17 protein-coding genes are annotated in these 20,200 nt (G+C 73.8%); 3 read left to right on the forward strand and 14 right to left on the reverse strand.

All coding sequences use genetic code 11. The annotated features are described in order from the left end of the window. Nucleotides 1-359 precede the first annotated feature (359 nt). Complete coding sequence (locus tag AB0K65_RS11465; protein ID WP_365715558.1) at nucleotides 360-1,052, reverse strand: metal-dependent transcriptional regulator; 693 nt, start codon at nucleotides 1,050-1,052, stop codon at nucleotides 360-362. A gap of 149 nt (nucleotides 1,053-1,201) precedes the next feature. Between AB0K65_RS11465 and AB0K65_RS11470 the strand changes: the two genes are divergently transcribed. Together AB0K65_RS11470 and AB0K65_RS11475 are read left to right on the forward strand one after the other, a co-directional pair. Then, the gene (locus tag AB0K65_RS11470) at nucleotides 1,202-1,969 is read left to right on the forward strand and encodes an SIS domain-containing protein (protein ID WP_365715559.1); all 768 of its coding nucleotides are present in this window, start codon (nucleotides 1,202-1,204) and stop codon (nucleotides 1,967-1,969) included. Between the two features lie 196 nt (nucleotides 1,970-2,165). After that, nucleotides 2,166-2,876 carry an N-acyl homoserine lactonase family protein gene (locus tag AB0K65_RS11475; protein WP_365715560.1) on the forward strand — a complete coding sequence of 237 codons (711 nt, stop codon included), beginning with the start codon at nucleotides 2,166-2,168 and terminating at the stop codon, nucleotides 2,874-2,876. 63 nt (nucleotides 2,877-2,939) lie between these two features. Here the strand turns inward: AB0K65_RS11475 and AB0K65_RS11480 are convergent, their stop codons facing one another. The 4 genes from AB0K65_RS11480 to pdxH all read right to left on the reverse strand — a co-directional run bounded on the left by AB0K65_RS11480 (nucleotide 2,940) and on the right by pdxH (nucleotide 7,197). After that, on the reverse strand, nucleotides 2,940-4,106 hold the full coding sequence (locus tag AB0K65_RS11480; protein WP_365715561.1) for a DUF6596 domain-containing protein: 1,167 nt from the start codon (nucleotides 4,104-4,106) through the stop codon (nucleotides 2,940-2,942). Next, a complete protein-coding gene (locus tag AB0K65_RS11485) occupies nucleotides 4,103-4,510 on the reverse strand; it encodes a YciI family protein (protein ID WP_365715563.1) in 408 nt (135 codons plus the stop codon). The genes AB0K65_RS11480 and AB0K65_RS11485 overlap by 4 nt, the downstream gene beginning before the upstream one ends. Nucleotides 4,511-4,731: 221 nt before the next feature. Next, nucleotides 4,732-6,072, reverse strand: a complete 1,341-nt coding sequence (locus AB0K65_RS11490; RefSeq protein WP_365715564.1) for a PAS domain-containing protein — start codon at nucleotides 6,070-6,072, stop codon at nucleotides 4,732-4,734. Between the two features lie 498 nt (nucleotides 6,073-6,570). Further along, nucleotides 6,571-7,197 (reverse strand): pyridoxamine 5'-phosphate oxidase, encoded by a 627-nt coding sequence (gene pdxH, locus AB0K65_RS11495; RefSeq protein WP_365715614.1) that lies wholly within the window; start codon nucleotides 7,195-7,197, stop codon nucleotides 6,571-6,573. 224 nt (nucleotides 7,198-7,421) lie between these two features. Between pdxH and AB0K65_RS11500 the strand changes: the two genes are divergently transcribed. After that, nucleotides 7,422-8,522 (forward strand): citrate synthase 2, encoded by a 1,101-nt coding sequence (locus AB0K65_RS11500; RefSeq protein ID WP_365715565.1) that lies wholly within the window; start codon nucleotides 7,422-7,424, stop codon nucleotides 8,520-8,522. On the opposite strand, the gene AB0K65_RS11505 is transcribed toward AB0K65_RS11500, so the two are convergent. The 9 genes from AB0K65_RS11505 to AB0K65_RS11545 all read right to left on the reverse strand — a co-directional run bounded on the left by AB0K65_RS11505 (nucleotide 8,501) and on the right by AB0K65_RS11545 (nucleotide 20,085). Beyond that, nucleotides 8,501-9,532, reverse strand: coding sequence for a 2-oxoglutarate and iron-dependent oxygenase domain-containing protein (locus tag AB0K65_RS11505; protein WP_365715566.1), 1,032 nt, complete (start codon nucleotides 9,530-9,532; stop codon nucleotides 8,501-8,503). The genes AB0K65_RS11500 and AB0K65_RS11505 overlap by 22 nt on opposite strands. Nucleotides 9,533-9,847: 315 nt before the next feature. Continuing rightward, complete coding sequence (locus tag AB0K65_RS11510; RefSeq protein WP_365715567.1) at nucleotides 9,848-10,426, reverse strand: TetR/AcrR family transcriptional regulator; 579 nt, start codon at nucleotides 10,424-10,426, stop codon at nucleotides 9,848-9,850. Next, nucleotides 10,414-11,136 carry an enoyl-CoA hydratase family protein gene (locus AB0K65_RS11515; RefSeq protein WP_365715568.1) on the reverse strand — a complete coding sequence of 241 codons (723 nt, stop codon included), beginning with the start codon at nucleotides 11,134-11,136 and terminating at the stop codon, nucleotides 10,414-10,416. The genes AB0K65_RS11510 and AB0K65_RS11515 overlap by 13 nt, the downstream gene beginning before the upstream one ends. After that, the gene (locus AB0K65_RS11520; protein WP_365715569.1) at nucleotides 11,133-12,707 is read right to left on the reverse strand and encodes a 4-coumarate--CoA ligase family protein; all 1,575 of its coding nucleotides are present in this window, start codon (nucleotides 12,705-12,707) and stop codon (nucleotides 11,133-11,135) included. Before AB0K65_RS11520 ends, AB0K65_RS11515 begins: the two co-directional genes overlap by 4 nt. 45 nt (nucleotides 12,708-12,752) lie before the next feature. Continuing rightward, entirely contained in the window at nucleotides 12,753-13,907 is a 1,155-nt protein-coding gene (locus tag AB0K65_RS11525; protein ID WP_365715570.1) for an acyl-CoA dehydrogenase, read from the reverse strand. A gap of 182 nt (nucleotides 13,908-14,089) precedes the next feature. Further along, on the reverse strand, nucleotides 14,090-16,003 hold the full coding sequence (locus AB0K65_RS11530) for a biotin carboxylase N-terminal domain-containing protein (RefSeq protein WP_365715571.1): 1,914 nt from the start codon (nucleotides 16,001-16,003) through the stop codon (nucleotides 14,090-14,092). Nucleotides 16,004-16,010: 7 nt separating this feature from the next. Continuing rightward, nucleotides 16,011-17,612, reverse strand: coding sequence for a carboxyl transferase domain-containing protein (locus AB0K65_RS11535; protein WP_365715572.1), 1,602 nt, complete (start codon nucleotides 17,610-17,612; stop codon nucleotides 16,011-16,013). Next, entirely contained in the window at nucleotides 17,609-19,297 is a 1,689-nt protein-coding gene (locus tag AB0K65_RS11540) for an acyclic terpene utilization AtuA family protein (RefSeq protein ID WP_365715573.1), read from the reverse strand. Before AB0K65_RS11540 ends, AB0K65_RS11535 begins: the two co-directional genes overlap by 4 nt. Further along, nucleotides 19,297-20,085 (reverse strand): TIGR03084 family metal-binding protein, encoded by a 789-nt coding sequence (locus AB0K65_RS11545; RefSeq protein WP_365715574.1) that lies wholly within the window; start codon nucleotides 20,083-20,085, stop codon nucleotides 19,297-19,299. The genes AB0K65_RS11540 and AB0K65_RS11545 overlap by 1 nt, the downstream gene beginning before the upstream one ends. Between the last annotated feature and the right edge of the window lie 115 nt (nucleotides 20,086-20,200).

Below are 20,200 nucleotides of genomic sequence, written 5' to 3' on the forward strand. Positions count from 1 at the left end.
TGCCTTTCGTCGCACCGCCCCCGACGCTCCCATCCGCCCACCCCTCCCGGCCTCGCACGGCTGAACCCAGCGTGGCACGCCGAGGGAGCGGGCGTGGCGAATCCGACGTAAATCGGGTGACGGGATCGGGAAGGCGCTCGGACGGCCCCTCGTCGGGCGCGGGCCGAGAGGCCGCCGGTGCGGGGCGGTCCGGCGTGCGGGGGCACGAGGCGGCAGGGGTGCGGGCGGTCGTGACGGGCGCCGGGCGTGAGCCTGTCCGAAGGAGGCCGCCGGGCCCCGGCCCGGTGGCTCCGGCCGACGGCCGGCAGGAGGCGTCCGGCCGCTCGGTCCGCCCGCTCCCGGCGACGAACTCGGTTTGCCTACCTCTTCGCGACGAAGACGTGCGCCGCGACGTCCGCGTCCAGCTCGGCCGCCTCACCGCTGCTGCCGACCAGGACCCCGCCGGCGGACTCCGTCACGCTGACCACCGAACCGGGCTGCACGCCCGCCCGGCGCAGCGTGTACATCAGCTGGGCGTCCGTCTGGATCGGCTCGCCGATCCGGCGGACGATCACCGTCTTGCCCTCCAGGCCCGCGTCCAGGTCGGCCAGCGAGACCATCGAGTCGTCCAGGAAGGCCTCCGCCTCGGCCTTCTCACCCAGCTCCTCGAGGCCCGGGATGGGGTTGCCGTACGGCGACTCCGTCGGGTGCCGCAGGAGTTCCAGGACGCGGCGCTCCACGGCCTCGCTCATCACGTGCTCCCAGCGACACGCCTCGGCGTGCACCTGCTCCCACTCCAGGCCGATCACGTCGACGAGCAGGCACTCGGCGAGGCGGTGCTTGCGCATCACGCGCGTCGCCAGTCGGCGGCCCTCCTCCGTCAGCTCCAGGTGACGGTCGCCGGCGACGGTCACCAGACCGTCGCGCTCCATCCGGGCCACCGTCTGGCTCACCGTCGGGCCGCTCTGGTCGAGCCGCTCGGCGATCCGGGCGCGCATAGGGACCACACCTTCCTCCTCAAGCTCGAGGATGGTGCGGAGATACATCTCCGTTGTGTCGATCAGTCCGGACATACGTGCCCCTCGATGAGTCGTGCGCTGGCCCTGCACCAATTCTGACGCATCGGGCCGACAACCGTGCCTCGCCGAGGGCAGGCGGTATTGACAGCGCAATGGTCCAGACCGCAACGTGATCCGCGACACGACGACAAGGAGCTTCGGGAATGGGCGACAGCGCGGGCGAGAGCAAGCTGGCCGGACAGTTCTTCGACGCCGCGATCGGCCTCCTCCAGCGGGTCCGCGACGAGGACGCCGGGGAGATCTCCGCGGCCGGCACCGCCATCGCCGAGGCCGTCGCCGCGGGCGGGCGCCTCTTCGCCTTCGGGGCGGGCCACTCCTCGCTGGCCGCCCAGGACGTCGTCTACCGCGCGGGCGGCCTCGCCCTGATGAACCTGCTGGCGGTGCCCGGCGTCGTCGGCGTCGACGTCATGCCCGCCACCCTCGGCTCCGCCCTGGAGCGCGTGGACGGCCTCGCCGGCGCGGTCCTCGACTCCTCCCCCGCCAGGGCGGGCGACGTCCTGATCATCGTCTCCCTCTCCGGCCGCAACGCCCTGCCCGTCGAGATGGCGATGAACGCGCGGGCGCTCGGCCTGACGGTGATCGGCGTGACCTCGGTGGCGTACGCGACGGAGACGAGGTCGCGGCACGTCTCGGGGACGTACCTCAAGGACCACTGCGACATCGTCCTCGACTCGAAGATCGCCATCGGCGACGCCGAACTCACCCACCCCTCCATCGAGGCCCCCTTCGCCCCGGCCTCCACGGTCGTCACGAGCGCCCTGATGCAGGCCACGATGGCCGCGGCGGCCGAGGAGCTGGTCCGCCTGGGCATCGAGCCGCCGCTCCTGCGCTCGGGGAACGTGGACGGCGGGCACGAATGGAACGGACGCGTGATGACGGAGTACGGGGACCGGATCTTCTTCCGGCACTAGGCGTGTCGCGGAAGGAGCGCCGTCCGCCCGAAGGGCCGGTCCCGCGGCGTCCGGTGCGTGCGATCGCGAGGCGGAGGAGATCGTCCCGCGGCACGCCGACGCCGAACCGATCACACCGCCGGTCGTGCGGCTCGACGCGAGTCCGCTGTCGGCGAAAGCCCCCGGGGGGACACGGCGGCCCTGCCAGCATGAGCCGATGAGCGAACCGACGCCGGTACGCCGGCTCGACCTCGGCTACTTCGTCCGGCCGCCGTCGGAGACCGGCGGCCCTCGGCCGCGAGTCGAACCCGTCCTCGCCTATCTCGTGCGGCGAGACGAGGGACTGCTCCTCTTCGACACCGGTGTCGGCGCCGTCGACCCGGAGACCGAAGCCCACTACCGTCCCCACCGCAGACCGCTCGAGGCAGCCCTCGCGGACGCGGGCGTCTCCCCGTCGGACATCTCCCTGGTGGTGAACTGCCACCTCCACTTCGACCACTGCGGCGGGAACCCCCTGCTGGCCGGCAAGCCCGTCCTCGTCCAGTCCGTGGAGCTGGCCACCGCCCGCCGAGGCGGCTACACCGTCGACGAGCTCGTCGACTTCCCCGGCGCCACCTACGAGGAGGTCACCGGAGAGGCCGAGGTCTGGCCCGGAGTCCGGATCATCCCCACGCCCGGGCACACCGCCGGGCACCAGTCGCTCGTGATCCGGCAGAGCGACGGCACCGTGGTCCTCGCCGGCCAGGCCCACGACCTCGCCTCCCACTTCGCCTCGGACCACCTGGCCCGGCAGGCCGTCCTCCACGGTCTCGAACCGCCGCTTCCCGACTATCGGCCCTGGCTGGAGCGGCTCGCCGCGTTCGACCCGCGTCGCGTGCTGTTCGCCCACGACTGCTCCGTCTGGGAACCGCCCCGGTACGGCGGTTGACGCGGGACAGCCCGGCACCGACCGGCCGTCCGGGGCGGGCACAGGGGCCGGGGGCCGGGCCGGTCAGGGGCGCGGGCGGGAGTTCAGGCGGGCGGCCTGGCGCGTGAGGTGGTCGCGCTCGGCGAGGCTGGTCGCCCTTCGGGCGGCCTCGGCGTACAGCCGCGCCGCCGTCGCCGGGTCGCCGTCGCGCTCGTGGAGGAACGCCGCCGCCGCGGCGTGGCGGGGCAGGGAGTCGTCCAGCGCCGCGAGGGCCGCCAGGCCCGCCCGCGGTCCGTCGGCCTCGCCGACGGCCACGGCGCGGTTGAGCCGGACGACCGGGCTGTCGGTCAGGCCCGCGAGCTCGTCGTACCACTCGACGATCTGCACCCAGTCGGTCTCCTCGGCGGTGGGCGCGTCGGCGTGGAGCGCCGCGATGGCGGCCTGGGCCTGGAACTCGCCCAGCCGGTCGCGGGCGAGGGCCGCCTGAAGGATCTCGACGCCCTCGGCGATCGACGCCGTGTCCCACCGGCTTCGGTCCTGCTCGGCGAGCGGCACCAGGGCGCCGTCGGGGGCGGTCCTGGAGGCGCGCCGGGCGTGGTGGAGCAGCATGAGGGCGAGCAGCCCGGCCACCTCCGGGTGGTCGATCGCGGCCGCGAGCCGACGGGTGAGCCGGATGGCCTCCGCGGCGAGGTCGACGTCGCCGGAGTAGCCCTCGTTGAAGACCAGGTAGAGGACGCGCAGCACGGTGGCGACGTCGCCGGGCCGGTCGAACCGCACGCCCGAGACGGTGCGCTTGGCCCGGCTGATGCGCTGCGCCATGGTCGCCTCGGGCACGAGGTAGGCCTGGGCGATCTGGCGGGTGGTGAGCCCTCCCACGGCGCGCAGCGTGAGCGCGACCGCGGAGGACGGCGTCAGGGACGGGTGGGCGCACAGGAAGTAGAGCCGGAGCGTGTCGTCCGCCGCCGGCGCGGGTCCGGGCAGCGGCTCCTCCTCGGCGCGCACCTCACGCCGTCGGCGGGCGGCCTCCGACCGGGTCGCGTCGAGGAACCGGCGCCAGGCCACGGTGACGAGCCAGCCCTTCGGGTCCCGCGGCTGTTCGGCCGGCCAGACGCGGACCGCCTCGACGAGCGCGTCCTGCACGGCGTCCTCGGCCGCCGCGAAGTCGGCTCCGCGGCGGACGAGGACGGCGAGGACGCTCGGTGTGAGGCTCCTCAGCAGGGCCTCGTCCCTCCACGCCACCGGAGGGGTCACTCGGTGACGGTGGGGGGCGCGGTCAGGAACGGGCGCAGCTCCAGCCACTCGTGGATCGGCTTGCCGCCCGCGCCGGGGGCGGCCGACAGCTCCCCGGCCAGTTCGACGGCGCGGTCGTAGCCGTCCACGTCGATCACCATCCAGCCGGCGATGAGGTCCTTGGTCTCGGCGAACGGGCCGTCGGTGACGGGCGGGCGCCCCTCGCCGTCGTAGCGGACCCACGTCCCCTCCGGGGCGAGCGCCTGCCCGTCGACGAACTCGCCCGTCTTCTCCAGCCGGGCCGCGAAGTCACCCATGTACCGCATGTGCGCCGAGATCTCCTCGGGCGTCCACCGGTCCATGGGCACGTCGTTGGCCGGGGCCGGCGCGCCGCGGTAGTGCTTGAGAAGCAGGTACTTGGCCATGGTCGTTCTCCTCGCATCCGGTGCGGACCATTCTGGTCGCGCTCACCCCGGGGACGGAGCGGGACGCGGGTTCTCGACATCGCCGTACGAGGAATTTCCGGATCTCCTCTCGCCACGGCTCCTCGGCTCCTCGCACGTGCCGGCCACCCGGTGGAGCAGCCGGCGGTGTCATCCGTTCCGGCCTTGCCCGTGGCGCGCGCCGGGAGGCCGGGCCCGGCCCCTCACCTCTCGGTGGCGTCCAGCGCCGCCAGGTCCAGGTAGGCCGCCACCCGGCCCCCCACCGTCTCCGCGTACATCGTGTCCGGGCGTTCGAAGGAGGGGCGGCAGGAGGAGCGGAGGAAGGTCGCCACGCCCACCGTGCGGCCGCGGCTGCGCAGGGGGAGGCAGAGGGCGTGGGCCGCGTCCTGGGGCCAGTGGCGGTCGGAGGCCCAGCTTCCGGGGGGTGTGGGGGCCGAGGCGCGGATCGGCCCCTGGCGGGAGAGGGCCTGGAGGGCGGGGTGGCCGGAGGGGTAGCGGAGCGGGACGCCGCCCCCCGCGACCGGGGCGACCGGGCCCGGGGCGCCCGCGGGTGTGGCCACCGCGCGGGCCAGGCGCCGCTCACCCGCCGTGACGTCGACCAGCACGTGATCGGCGAACCCGGCCAGGGCGAAGTCCAGGAGCACGGTCGCCGCCTCCGTCGGGTCCTCGCACTCCGCCGCCGCCGCGCCCGCGCGGTGCAGCTGGCTGTAGCGGAACCGCAGCCGGTTCGCCTCCTGCTCCGCCAGCCGCTCCTCGGTCACGTCCTGGAAGAGCCACCCCACGCCCAGCGGGACGGGCTCCTCCGCCAGCGGCGACGACAGCCGCACGAAGGCGTTGCGCCAGCACCGTCTGCGTTCGCCGTCCGCCGACCGGAGCGTCACCCACACCTCGGCCGCCGCCCGGGGCCCTCCCTCGGCCAGCACGTGCTGGAGCGCGCTCTCCAGTTCCTCCACGCCCTGGACGAGCAGTTCGGCGAGCGGCCGTCCGAGCGGGGTCCTGGGCCCGACGCCCATCGCCCGGGCCGCCTGCCCGTTGACGACGGTCGGCCGCAGGTCGACGTCGACGAGGACGACACCCCAGGAGGCGTCGTCGAACAGCGCCTCGCTCAGCGCGATCGACCGCTCCAGATCGATCTGCGCGTGCACCTCGCTGAACGCGCAGTACACCCCGGCCGGAGCGCCGTCCGCCCCGCGCACCCCGGCCGACTGCGTGCGGACGAGCACCCGGCCGCCGTCCTTGCGCAGTAACGCGAACTCGTGCACCTGGCGGCCCGGCGCTCCCATCGCTCCCATGAGCCGCGCGAGAGCGTCCGCCGCGTCCCCGCTGCGCGCCGCCCACCCGTCGAAGCCGCGCCGCCCGACGGCCTCGGCGGCCGACCAGCCGAGGATCCGCTCGGCCTCACGGTTCCAGTGCGTGACGGTGCCGTCGGCATCGAGGGCGCAGAGCGCCGCGTCCATGCCGTCCAGCAGAGCGGCGAGCAGGTCCGCCCCGGGCCCGTGCCCGTCGGCCGCCCGTTCCGCGGTCTCGCTCGTGGAAGCACTCATCCCGGACCCCCTGGCAGGACGGTGTACGCGCGTGCATCCGCACGCCCCGGAGCCAATTCAACTGGAACGTGACGCAGGACACACCCTCTTCCGTGAAATCGTTGCGCCCCGGAAACGAACTCCCGGTGCCGCCTCCGGCACGGCCCTCCGAAAAAACACTTGAGCCCTCGCTCCGGGGTTCTTAAGGTGTGGGTACACGCGAAAGGAGGTGATCCGAAAAAATGGTTTCTTTTCGGACTCGTGAGGTGACTGCGGGCTGACGCCTGCCGTCGCACTCTGTGCCTCGGCAGGTCACGCTGCCGAAACCCCAGCAGTCACCCGACCCGTGGGCCGCCGGTAAGTCCGGCCGGCTCTCGTCCGAACTCGAGCGGACGGGACCAAGGCTCACGGGTCGTCCGCGTTCCCGGGCCCCGCCGGTGCGCGGCGAGAGCCGCTCGATCCGCCGGTTCAGGGCGGGAGCCGGTTCAGGGCGAGGGCCGGTTCAGGGCGAGGGCCGGTTCAGGGCGAGAGGCGCTCGATCCGCCAGCCCCCGCCCGCGCTCACGTACCGCAGCCGGTCGTGGAGCCGGTTCTCGTGGCCCTGCCAGAACTCGACCGTCTCCGGCACGACCCGGAAGCCGCCCCACTCCGGCGGCACAGGCACCTGCTCGCGCTCCGGGTAGCGCGCGGCCAACTCCGCATATCGCGTGAGCAGTTCCTCCCGCGACTCGATCACCGAGGACTGCCGGCTGGCCCAGGCGCCGAGCTGCGAGCCGTGCGGACGGGTGCGGAAGTACGCCACGGTCTCGTCCCGGCCCGTGCGGGCCGCCCGACCGGTGACGATGACCTGACGGGCCAGGGGGTGCCAGGGGAAGAGCAGCGAGACGTACGGGTTGGCGGCCAGCTCTCCGCCCTTGCGGGAACCGTAGTTGGTGTAGAAGACGAAACCGGCCTCGTCGAAGTGCTTGAGCAGCACCGTGCGCGACGAGGGACGGCCGTCGGGCGTGGCGGTCGAGACGACCATGGCGTTCGGCTCGTGGATCGCCGGACTGGTGGCGGTCTCCTTGAACCAGCGCGCGAACTGTTCGATCGGTTCGGGGGCGAGATCGGCCGCGGAGAGCCGCGGGGTCCGGTACTGCTCGCGCATGTCGGCGGGATCGAGAGCGTCGGTCACAAGGTCATCCTGCCGTAGCGACGCAGTCTGCCCGGCACCGTACGGCGCTAACCCTTGATCGCCGGATCGGCGCAGTGTGCCGGATGTCACGCTTCCCCGCATCATCGGAACCGTACAGACTCTTCGGCTGGATGACTGTTACTTCCCGACCATGCCCGTCCCGACGGATGATTGATCATCGATAGAGGAGCCGCCTGATGTCCGACTTCGTACCCGGACTCGAGGGAGTCGTCGCGTTCGAAACGGAGATCGCCGAACCCGACAAGGAGGGCGGCGCTCTCCGGTACCGCGGCGTCGACATCGAGGAGCTGGTCGGCAACGTCTCGTTCGGCAACGTCTGGGGCCTGCTGGTCGACGGGGCGTTCAACCCCGGTCTGCCGCCGGCCGAGCCGTTCCCGATCCCCGTGCACTCCGGCGACATCCGCGTCGACGTCCAGTCCGCGCTCGCGATGCTCGCCCCCGTGTGGGGCCTCAAACCACTGCTCGACATCGACGCCGAGCAGGCCCGTGACGACCTCGCCCGGGCCGCGGTCATGGCGCTGTCGTACGTCGCCCAGTCCGCGCGCGGGCAGGGCCTGCCGATGGTGCCGCAGAGCGAGATCGACAAGGCGCAGTCCGTCGTCGAGCGGTTCATGATCCGCTGGCGCGGCGAGCCGGACCCCAAGCACGTCCAGGCCGTCGACGCGTACTGGACGTCGGCGGCCGAGCACGGCATGAACGCCTCCACCTTCACCGCGCGCGTGATCGCCTCGACGGGCGCGGACGTGGCGGCGGCACTGAGCGGCGCCGTGGGCGCGATGTCCGGGCCGCTGCACGGCGGAGCCCCGTCCCGGGTCCTCGGCATGATCGAGGAGATCGAGCGGACCGGCGACGCGACCGCGTACGTCAAGCAGGCCCTGGACAAGGGCGAGCGGCTGATGGGCTTCGGCCACCGCGTCTACCGCGCCGAGGACCCGCGCGCCCGCGTCCTGCGCCGTACGGCGCGCGAGCTGGCCGCGCCGCGCTTCGAGGTCGCGGAGGCGCTGGAGAAGGCGGCGCTCGAGGAGCTGCACAACCGCCGCCCGGACCGCGTCCTCGCGACGAACGTGGAGTTCTGGGCGGCGATCGTGCTCGACTTCGCCGAGGTCCCGGCCCACATGTTCACGTCGATGTTCACCTGCGCCCGCACGGCCGGCTGGTCGGCGCACATCCTGGAGCAGAAGCGCACGGGCCGCCTGGTCCGCCCGTCGGCGCGCTACACGGGCCCGGGCCAGCGCAGCCCGCGGGAGATCGAGGGTTACGCGGACATCGCGGGCTGACTCCCGCCGGTCAGCAGGCCCGCGTGATGGCGGGCCGCGGTCAGCGGGTGGGCGCGCAGTTTGCCCTTCAGCTCGTTGCGGCCGTACTCGGCGAACAGCGGGTTCGCCGGGTCGGCCGTGACCCCGGGCGCCGACTCGGCGTACGGGAACTCCAGCGGCCGGATCCGGGCGTCGAGCCGCGGGTTGTAGAAGAACGGGACGGAGAAACGTTCCGTCGCGGGCGGCGGGGAGACGACCCGGTGGTTGGTGGCGAGGAGATAGCCGTTCGTCGCCACTTCGAGGAGTTCGCCCAGGTTGACGACGAAGGCGCCGGGCAGCGGCGGTACGTCGTGGAAGACGCCGTCCTCGCGCTCCACCTGGAGCCCGCCGACGTGGTCCTGCAGGAGCAGGGTGAGGAAGCCGTAGTCCTTGTGGGCGCCGACGCCCTGGTCGTCCCCGTCGCCGGCCGAGCCCGGGTAGCGCACCAGCTTGAGGTGCGGGTGGGCGTGGGCGCCGAAGATGTCGTCGTAGAAGCCGGCGGGCGCGCCGATGGAGGCGAGCAGCTCGTGCAGCAGCCGCTCGGCCACCCCGCTGAGGCGCTCGACCCAGTTCAGGGCGGCGAGCCGCAGCTCGGGGAGGGCGTCGGGCCACTGGTTGGGGCCCTGAAGCCACCAGTACGGGGCCTCGTCGGGGCCGGGCACGTGAGCGGGGCGCTCGGCGCCGATGTCGAGCTGGTCGCGCCAGTCGCGGGAGCCGCCGGTGCGTTCGTCGCCGACCCGGGTGTAGCCGCGGAAGTGCGGCGAGTACGTGGTGTCGATGGCGTGCCGGTCCGCCTCCGGCAGGGCGAAGAAGGCCCGCATGGCGGCGGTGAGCGCCTGGGTCTCGGCGTGGGTGACGCCGTGCCCGACGAGCTGGAAGAAGCCGACGTCGTGGGCGGCGGAGTGGAGCTGCGCGTGCAGCAGGCGCCGGGCCTGGGGGCCGCGGTCGGCGGCGGCGAGGTCGACGATGGGGAGCTGGGAGCTGTAGGTCATGGTGTGCGTCCGCGTGGGGTGTACGGGGGCCCGGTCGGGCGGGGTCTCCGCCGGGTGACCGGGAGGGGTGGGCGTGCCGGGGTCAGACGGACGGCCGACAGCCCATGCTCGCGACGCGGAGGAAGTCCACGTGGCGACGGCGTACGAGCGAAAGCATGCGACCAGCGTACTGCGGGGAACGCGGGGCGTATGTGGCGGCCCTCACAGGTGCGGGCCGGCCGCGGTGAGGCAAGCCCGGCGGAACCCTCCGGCTCGAAAGGCGCGCGGTGGCGGAAGCCGGTACCCCCTGAAAGGCCCTCGGGCCGGCCGCGAGGCTCAGCCGAGGGCCTTGTCCACCAGTTCCGCCCACTGGGCCACCACGCGCTCCCGGCGGGCGCGGTCGTCCGTGAGGAGGGTCGCGAGGCCGAGACCGCGGGCCATGTCCAGGAGGCCCTGGACCGTTTCGCGGACGCCGGGCAGGGACTCGTCGGCGCCGAGGAGTTCGACCGCGATGCGGTGGGACTCGCGGCCGACGCGGGCCTCCAGGTCCGTGACGCGGGCGCGCAGCTGCTCCTCGTCGGAGGCGGCGACCCACAGGTGGAGGGCGGCACGGAAGAGCGGTCCCGTGTAGAGGCCCACGAGGGCGACGACGACCTCGCGGCGGTCGCGGGCCGCGAGGGTGCGCAGGGCCTGGGAGCGTTCCTCGGCGACGTACTCGACGGCCGCCGTGAAGAGGTCCTCCCGGGTCGGGAAGTGGTGCTGGGCCGCGCCGCGCGAGACGCCCGCGCGCTCGGCCACGGCGGAGACGGTGGAGCCCGCCCAGCCGTGTGCGGCCAGGCAGGACACCGCCGCCTCCAGGAGCCGCTGCCGGGTGGCCCGGCTCCGGTCCTGCTTGGGAGCGGTCACAGCGCCCATTCGGGGTCCCGTCGTTCGAGGAATGCCGTCATCCCTTCGCGCGCCTCGGCGGAGGCGAACAGCGACGCGGAGCGCTGCACCAGCTCCTCCGCGTGCTGCTCGAAGGTCTCCAGGACTGTAGCCGTGACCAGGCGCTTGGACTCGGCCAGGCCCTGCGGCGAGCCCCTGCGCAGCCCGTCCAGGATCGGTTCCAGCTCCTCCTCGCCCGCCGTGACGAGCCCGACGCGGACGGCCTCCGCCGCGCCGAAGCGTTCACCGGTGAGGTAGTAGCGGGCCGCCGCCCGGGGCTCCAGCCTGGGCAGCAGGGTCAGCGAGACGACGGCCGGGGCGACCCCGATCCGTGCCTCCGTCAGCGCGAAGTCCGCCTCCGGCGAGGCCACCACCAGGTCGCAGGCGCCCAGCAGCCCGAGACCCCCCGCCCGCGCATGGCCGCGCACCACGCCGACCACCGGCTTGGGCAGCTCGACGATCTGCCGCAGCAGCGCCACGAAGGTGTACGGGTTGGGCGGTGCCTTCAGGTCCGCGCCCGCGCTGAAGGTGGAGCCGGAGTGGGTCAGCACCACCGCCCGGACGCGGGGATCCTTCCCGCACGCGGCCAGCGCCTCGGCCAGCTCGGCGACCAGGCCGGACGAGAGCGCGTTGCGGTTCCCGGGAGAGTCCAGGGTCAGGGTGGTGATGCCGCGTTCCTCGGCGACGGAGACCAGCGTCATGAGCCTTCTCGCTCCCTCAACTCGCGGCGCAGGATCTTCCCCGACGCGGCCCTCGGCACTCCGTCGACGAACTCCACCCGCCGGATCTTCTTGTACGGGGCAACCTGCCCCGCCACGAACGCGATGATGTCCTCGCCGGTCAGTCCCGCCGCGTGCGGCTGCCGGACGACGTACGCCTTCGGGACCTCGTTGCCGTCCTCGTCGTACACGCCGATCACCGCCGCGTCGGCGACGCCGTCGTGGGTGAGCAGCAGCGCCTCCAGTTCGGCCGGGGCCACCTGGAAGCCCTTGTACTTGATGAGCTCCTTGACCCGGTCGACCACGAACAGCCAGCCGTCCTCGTCGACCCGGCCGACGTCGCCCGTGTGCACCCACCCGTCGGCGTCGATCATGGCCGCGGTGGCGTCGGGGCGGCCCAGGTAGCCCTTCATGACCTGCGGCCCCCGGATGGCGACCTCGCCCTCCGCGCCCGGCTCGGCGTCCTTCGCCGGGTCGTCGAGGGACAGGATCCGCATCTCGGTGGAGGGCAGCAGCCGGCCGACGGCCCCAGGCGGCGGGTCCACGGCGTCGAGCGGGACGACGTGGGTGCCCGGGGACAGCTCCGTCATGCCGTACGCCTGCCGGACCGGCGGCAGGTTCAGCCGCGCCGAGCACGCCTCGGCGAGGGAGGCGTCGAGCGGTGCGGCGGCGCTGACGATGTACTCCAGGGACGAGAGGTCGAAGGCGGCGACGGCCGGGTGCTTGGCGAGGGCGAGGACGATCGGCGGGGCGACGTACAGGCCGTTGATGCGGTGCTTCTGGATGGCGGAGAGGAACTGGTCGAGCTCGAAGCGGGGCAGCACCACCACGGTGGCCCCCTGCCGCAGCGGGGCATTCATCAGCGCCGTGAGGCCGTAGATGTGGAAGAACGGCAGGACGGCGAGGATCCGGTCGCCGGGGCCCATCGGGACGAAGGGCTCCAGCTGGGCGAGGTTGGTGGCGATGGACGTGTGGGTGAGCATCACGCCCTTGGGGACGCCGGTGGTGCCGGAGGAGTACGGCAGGGCGGCGACGTCGGTGTCGGGGTCGATGTCGACCCGCGGCTCGGGCGCCGTGGAGGCGAGCATCGTCTGGAGCGAACGGTGCCCCGACGCCGTGTCGCAGACGAGGACCTCCTCGATCCCGCCCGCGAGTTCGGCGGCCCGGCGGGCGGGACCGAGGAGCGGGGAGACGGTGACGATCCAGCGGGCGCCGGAGTCGCGGAGCTGCTTGGCGAACTCCTCCGGGGTGGCCAGCGGATGGACGGTGGTCACGGACGCGCCGGCCCGGGTGGCGGCGTAGAACGCCACCGGGAACAGCACGGTGTTGGGGCTGTGCAGGGCGAGGACGTCGCCCTTGCGGACGCCCGCCTCGGCGAGCCCGGCGGCGATCCGCCGGTGGAAGGTGTCGACCTGGGCGTATGTGAGGGTCAGCTCGCCCGCGCCGTCGATCAGGGCCGGGGTGTCGCCGTGTGCGGCGGCCCGGCCGAGGACGGCCTCGTGGATGGGGAGACGGACGGCCCGGACATCCGCGTACTCGCTGTGAAACACCATGCGTGCCCCCTGGAGTGGTGGAAGGTGGCGTCAGGATCGCGTGTGTCAGTACGACTTGGGGAGACCCAGGGACTGGTGGGATACGTAGTTCAGGATCATCTCCCGGCTGACCGGGGCGATCCGGGCCACGCGGGAGGCCGTGACCAGCTGGGCGAGGCCGAACTCGCGGGTGAGGCCGTTGCCGCCGAGGGTGTGGACGGCCTGGTCGACGGCCTTCACACAGGCCTCTCCCGCCGCGTACTTCGCCATGTTGGCGGCCTCGCCGGCGCCGATGTCGTCACCCGCGTCGTAGAGGAGGGCGGCCTTGCGCATCATCAGCCGGGCCAGTTCCAGCTCGATGTGGGCCTGGGCGAGGGGGTGGGCGATGGCCTGGTGGGCGCCGATCGGCGCCTTCCAGACCTGGCGCTCCTTGGCGTAGGAGACCGCCTGGTCCAGGGCGTAGCGGCCCATGCCGATGGCGAACGCGGCGGTCATGATCCGCTCGGGGTTGAGCCCGGCGAAGAGCTGGAGCAGGCCCGCGTCCTCGTCGCCCACCAGGGCGTCCGCCGGGAGGCTGACGTCGTCGAGGGTCAGCTCGAACTGCTTCTCCTGGGCGGCGAGTTCCATGTCGATGACCTGGCGGCCGAAGCCCGAGGCGTCGCGCGGGACGATGAAGAGGCAGGGCTTGAGACTGCCGGTGCGGGCGTCGGAGGTGCGGCCGACGATGAGGGTGGCGTCGGCTATGTCGACGCCGGAGACGAAGACCTTCCGGCCGCTCAGGACCCAGCCGTCCGCGGTCCTGGTGGCGGTGGTCGTGATGCGGTGGGAGTTCGAGCCGGCGTCGGGCTCGGTGATGCCGAAGGCCATGGTGCGGGTGCCGTCGGCGAGGCCCGGCAGCCACTGGCGCTTCTGCTCCTCGGTGCCGAACCGGGCGATGACGGTGCCGCAGATCGCCGGGGAGACGATCATCATGAGGAGGGGTGCGCCGGCCGCGCCGGCCTCCTCCAGGACGATGGAGAGCTCGGCGATGCCGCCGCCCCCGCCGCCGTACTCCTCGGGCAGGTTCACCCCGAGGTAGCCGAGCTTGCCGGCCTCGGCCCAGAGGGCGGCCCGGTCGAAGCCCCGGCCGTGGCGGTGGCCGAGGGCGGAGACGGCGGAGCGCAGGGCGGTGTGCTCGGGTGACTCGATGACGGAACTGGCGGAACGGACGGAACCGGTCATTGCTCTTCCTCCTGTGCATCGGGCGGTGCGGGCGGTCGGTGCGAGCGGGCGGTGCGGGTGTTGCCGTGTGACGGGTGATGCGGTGCGACGGGTGCGACGAAGCGTCCGTGCGGGGGTTGCGGGGGCGTGCCGGTACGTCGGTCGGGGCCGGGACGGCGCGCCGGTCCGTACGCCGGCCACGGTCAGGCCGGCGGGTGGGACGCGCGCTCCGCAGGTGCGGCGGCCGGTGTGCCCGGCGCGGGCTCCACCTGGACGATGGCGAGCAGGGCTCCGACCTCGACCTGGCGGCCGGCGACCGCGTGGAGCGCGGTGAGCGTGCCCGCGGCGGGGGCGGTGACGCGGTGCTCCATCTTCATGGCCTCCAGCCAGAGCAGCGGCTGCCCGGCCGTGACCGGGTCGCCGACCGCGAGGCCGTCCGCGACCCGGACGACGGTGCCGGGCATGGGCGCGAGCAGCGAACCGGGCGCGGTCTGCTCCCGGGGGTCGGGGAAGCGGGGCAGGGCGGTGAGGCGGTGGGCGCCGACGTGGACGGTGTCGCCGTACCGGGCCACCTCGAAGTCCCGGACGACCCCGTCGACCTCCAGGCGCACCCGGTGCGGAGTGACGCTCACGGCGCGCACGCCCTCGGGGGCGGTGACCGTGTAGCCGCCACCGCGGGAGGGCCGGTAGCGCACCTCGTGCGAACCGTAGGAACGGCTCTCGTCCTGCGAGCGCACGTTGCGCCAGCCGCCGCCGAACCTGCTTGCCCGCCCGGCCGCCTCGGCGAGCGCGGCGGCGACGGCCGCGTGCGCCTCCCCGTCCGGTGCCCGGGTCAGCGCGGCGAGGTTCCGCTCGTAGAAGCCGGTGTCGAGCAGGGCCTCCTCACGGAACTCCTCGTGCCGGAGCGAGGCGACGAGCAGGTCGCGGTTGGTGACCGGTCCGTGGATCCGCGCCCGGGCGAGGGCGCGGCCGAGCTTGCGGACGGCCTCGGCGCGGGTGGGGGCGTGGGCGACGACCTTGGCGAGCATCGGGTCGTAGTGCACGCCGACGGTGTCCCCGGAGGCGAACCCGGAGTCGACCCGGACCCCGCCGTCCGGGAACTCCAGCGCGTGCAGCCGGCCCGTCTGCGGTGTCCACCCCCGCGCCGGGTCCTCGGCGTAGAGGCGGGCCTCCACGGCGTGGCCGCGGGCGGCCGGCGGCTCCGGGGGCAGCGGGACGCCCTCGGCCACCGACAGCTGGAGGGTGACGAGGTCGACGCCGAAGACCGCCTCCGTCACCGGGTGCTCGACCTGGAGGCGGGTGTTCATCTCCAGGAAGTGCGGCCGGCCGTCCGCGACAAGGAACTCGACCGTCCCCGCGCCGACGTATCCGACGGCCTTGGCGGCCCGGGCGGCCAGCTCCACCAGCGACGCCTCCAGCGCCTCCGGCAGGCCGGGTGCCGGCGCCTCCTCGATCACCTTCTGGTGGCGGCGCTGGAGCGAGCAGTCGCGCGTCCCCAGCGTCCACACCGTCCCGTGCGCGTCGGCGAGGACCTGCACCTCGACATGGCGGCCGTTCTCGACGTACGGCTCGACGAAGACCTCGCCGTCGCCGAACGCGCTCGCCGCCTCCGCCGACGCGGCGGCCCGTTCGGCGGGCAGGGCGGCGAGGTCGCGGACGATCCGCATCCCCCGGCCGCCGCCGCCCGCCGCCGCCTTCACCAGCACGGGCAGGTCCGCCTCCGTGACGTCCGTGAGCGGGGCGATGCCCATGAGTTCCTTCGCCCGCGTCTTCGAGGCCATCGCCTCGATCGCGGCCGGCGGCGGCCCGATCCACACCAGCCCCGCGTCCAGGACCCGCCGGGCGAAGTCCGCGTTCTCCGACAGGAAGCCGTAGCCCGGGTGCACCGCGTCCGCGCCCGCCGCGAGCGCCGCCTTCACCACCAGGTCGCCGCGCAGATACGTATCGGCGGGAGCCGCGCCCGGCAGCCGTACCGCCGCGTCGGCCTCCCGTACGTGCAGCGCGTCGGCGTCCGCGTCGGAGTACACCGCGACGGTCGCGACGCCCAGCTCCCGGCAGGTACGGAACACCCGGCAGGCGATCTCGCCCCGGTTCGCGACCAGTACCGACTGAATCATCGAAGCCTCACATTCGGAAGACGCCGAAGCCGCCGCGCGCGCCCTCGACCGGTGCCGTGTGGATCGCGGACAGGCACAGCCCGAGGACCGTGCGGGTGTCGCGGGGGTCGATGACGCCGTCGTCGTACAGCCGCCCCGACAGGAACATCGGCAGCGACTCCGACTCGATCTGCGCCTCGACCATCGCCCGCAGACCGGCGTCCGCCTCGTCGTCGTAGGGCTGCCCCTTGGCGGCGGCCGAGGCGCGCGCGACGATCGACAGCACGCCCGCGAGCTGCTGCGGGCCCATGACGGCCGACTTGGCGCTCGGCCAGGCGAAGAGGAACCGCGGGTCGTAGGCCCTGCCGCACATGCCGTAGTGGCCGGCGCCGTAGGAGGCGCCCATCAGCACGCTCAGATGCGGCACCCGCGAGTTCGACACCGCGTTGATCATCATGGCGCCGTGCTTGATGATGCCGCCCTGCTCGTACTCCCGGCCCACCATGTAGCCGGTGGTGTTGTGGAGGAACACCAGCGGGATGTCCCGCTGGTTGGCGAGCTGGATGAACTGCGCCGCCTTCTGCGACTCGGCGGAGAAGAGGACGCCCTGCGCGTTGGCGAGGATGCCCACGGGATAGCCGTGCAGCGCCGCCCATCCCGTCACCAGGCTCGGCCCGTACAGCGGCTTGAACTCGTCGAAGTCGGAGCCGTCCACGATCCGGGCGATCACCTCGCGCGGGTCGAACGGCGTCTTGAGGTCCCCCGGCACGATCCCGAGCAGTTCGTCCTCGTCGTACTTCGGCGGCTCTGCGGGGGAGACGGGACCGGGGTGCGCCTTGCGGTGGTTGAGCCGGGCGACGATCCGCCGGGCCTGGCGCAGCGCGTCCGCCTCGTCGACGGCGTAGTGGTCGGCGAGCCCGGACGTCCGGGCGTGCATCTCGGCGCCGCCGAGCGACTCGTCGTCGCTCTCCTCGCCCGTCGCCATCTTCACCAGCGGCGGGCCGCCGAGGAACACCTTCGACCGTTCCTTGATCATGACGGTGTGGTCGGACATGCCGGGGACGTACGCCCCGCCGGCCGTGGAGTTGCCGAAGACGACCGCGATCGTGGGGATTCCGGCGGCCGACAGCCGGGTGATGTCCCGGAACAGCGCCCCGCCGGGGATGAAGATCTCCTTCTGGGAGGGCAGGTCCGCGCCGCCGGACTCCACGAGCGCGATGCACGGCAGCCGGTTGGCGTAGGCGATCTCGTTCGCGCGCAGGGCCTTCTTCAGCGTCCACGGGTTGGAGGCTCCCCCGCGCACGGTCGGGTCGTTGGCGGTGATCAGGCACTCGACGCCCTCGACGACGCCGATGCCGGTGACGATCGAGGCGCCCACGGGATAGTCGCTGCCCCAGGCGGCGAGCGGGGACAGCTCCAGGAAGGGGCTGTCGGGGTCGATCAGCAGCTCGATCCGTTCGCGGGCGAGCATCTTGCCGCGCTTGCGGTGCCGCTGGACGTACTTCGCGCCGCCGCCCGCGAGCGCCTTGGCGTGCTCGGCGTCGAGGGCGGCCAGTTTGTCGAGCATGGCGGCGCGGTGGGCGGCGTGGTCGGGTCCGCCCGTGTCGAGGGCGGAGGCGAGGACGGTCACAGCAGTTCCTCCGGGATGTCGAGTACGCGGGCGCGGAGCCATTCGCCGAGGGCCTTGGCCTGGGGGTCGAAGCGGGCCTGGGAGGCGACGCCTTCGCCGAGGAGGCCGGTGACGACGAAGTTCACCGCCCGCAGGCCCGGCAGGTCGTGGCGCACGACGGGGAGACCGGCGGTCTCCGGCAGCAGCAGCCGGAACCGCTCCACGGTCAGGGTGTGCGCCAGCCAGCGCCAGGCGGCCTCGGTCCGCACCCACACCCCGACGTTGGCGTCGCCGCCCTTGTCGCCGCTGCGGGCCCCGGCGACGAGCCCGAGCGGGGCGGGCCGCACCGGGCCGGGCGGCAGCGGCGCGGGCGGGGGCGGCGCGGGCACGGGCTCCAGGACCCGGGTCCGCGCGGGGGCCGGGAGGGTGCGCCGGGTCCCGTCGGGGAGGACGGCGACGTGCGGGACGTCGGCGGCGGGCACGTGGGCGGTCTCGAAGACGCCGTAGGGCGCGCCCTTGCCGGGCGGGGCGGTGACGTGGAAGCCGGGGTAGCTGGCGAGGGCCAGTTCGATGGCGGCGCCGGTGAGGGCGCGGCCGACCGGTTCGGGGGCGGGGTCCCGTACGACGAGGCGGAGCAGCGCGCTCGCGGTCTCCTCGGTGTCGGCGTCGGCCCGGTCGGTGCGGGCCGTCTCCCAGCGGAGTTCGGCGGGACGGGTGCCGGCGCGGTCGAGCGCGTCCTCGATCTGGTGGCGTACGAGCCGGGCCTTGGCGTCGATGTCGAGACCGGTGAGGACGAAGACGACCTCGTTGCGGAAGCCCCCGAGCCGGGTGAGCCCGGCCTTGAGGGTGGGGGGCGGGGCCTCGCCGCGCACGCCGTCGATCCGCACCCGGTCCGGACCCTGCGGGGTGAGCCGTACGGTGTCGAGCCGGGCGGTCACGTCGGGTCCGGCGTAGCGGGCGCCGGCCGTCTCGTAGAGGAGCTGGGCGGTGACCGTGCCGACGTCGACGACGCCGCCGGTGCCGGGGTGCTTGGTGATGACGGAGGTGCCGTCGGCGTGGACCTCCGCGAGGGGGAAGCCGGGGCGGCGGACGTCGTGGCCGGTGAAGAAGGCGTAGTTGCCGCCGGTGGCCTGGGTGCCGCATTCGAGGACGTGCCCGGCGACGACGGCGCCGGCCAGCTTGTCGTGCCACCCCGGTGTGTCCGGGCTCCAGCCGAAGCGCCACTGGGCTGGTCCGGTGACCAGGGCGGCGTCGGTGACCCGGCCGGTGACGACGACGTCGGCCCCGGCGTCCAGGCAGGCGGCGATGCCGGCGCCGCCGAGGTAGGCGTTGGCCGTGAGGGCGCCGTCCGGGGCCGGGAGGAGGTCGCCTTCGACGTGGGCGATCCGGGCGGGGACGCCGAGGCGTTCGGCCAGGGCGCGCAGGGCGTCGGCGAGGCCGGCGGGGTTGAGGCCGCCCGCGTTGGTGACGATCCGGACCCCACGCTCGTGGGCGAGGCCCAGGCCCTCCTCCATCTGGCGAAGGAACGTCCTGGCGTAGCCGGAGGCCGGGTCCTTGAGACGGTCGCGGCCGAGGATGAGGAGGGTGAGTTCGGCGAGGTAGTCGCCGGTGAGGACGTCGAGTTCGCCGCCGGTGAGCATCTCGCGGACGGCGTCGAAGCGGTCGCCGTAGAAGCCGGAGGCGTTGCCGATCCGCAGGACGTCCATCAGGCCCCCCGGGGCGGGCGGCCCGGTCCGGCGGGGCCGGCGAAGGCCTGGGCGATACGGGTCCACCGCTCGGCCTCGGCGCCTTCGGTGGTCAGGGCGGTGTCGTCGCGGTGGACGCGCTGGGTGACGAGGAGGCAGAAGTCGAGGGCGGGCCCGGTGATCCGCTGGGTGGCGTCGGGCGGTCCGAAGAGCCATGTCCCGCCGTCGGGCGCGGTCAGTTCGACCCGGAAGGGCCCGGCCGGCGCCGGGATGCCCCGGACGAGATAGGCGTAGTCGCGGGCCCTGATGCCGATCCACGCCACGTGGCGCAGCCGGGCGGTCGGCTCGGTGGCGACGCCGAGCGCGTCGGCGATGTCCCGGCCGTGCGCCCACGTCTCCATGAGCCGAGCGGTCGCCATGGAGGTGGCGCTCATCGGCGGCCCATACCAGGGGAAGCGGACGCCCTCCGGCGCCGACCGCAGGGCCTCCTGGAGCCGCTCGCGGCCCTCGCGCCAGCGGGCGAGCAGCTCCGCGGGCGGCAGCGCGGCGCCTTCGGCCGCCCCTTCGTCGACGAAGCGGTCGGGGGCGGCCATCGCCTTCTCCGTCTCGCCGGCGAAGGCGTCGGGATCGGTGGCGGCGAGCAGCGCGGCCCGGTCGGTCCAGGCGAGATGCGCGATCTGGTGGGCGACGGTCCAGCCCGCCGCGGGCGTCGGTGCCGCCCACCCCTCCTCGGGCTGCTCCCGTACGAGCCGGTCGACTTCCTCGCTCTCCTCGCGCAGGTCGTCGAGGACGACGGCGGGGTCGGACACGGTGCGCTCCCCTCGGGAAGGGTGGGACACGGGCGTGCCGAGGAGCATGGCAGCGGACAGAGAAACAATCAAGCATGCTTGCTTGGTTAATCGCCGTACAACCTTCCGGGCAGCC

The sequence above is a fragment of the Streptomyces sp. NPDC053755 genome, assembly GCF_040677675.1.
Taxonomy (GTDB): domain Bacteria; phylum Actinomycetota; class Actinomycetes; order Streptomycetales; family Streptomycetaceae; genus Streptomyces.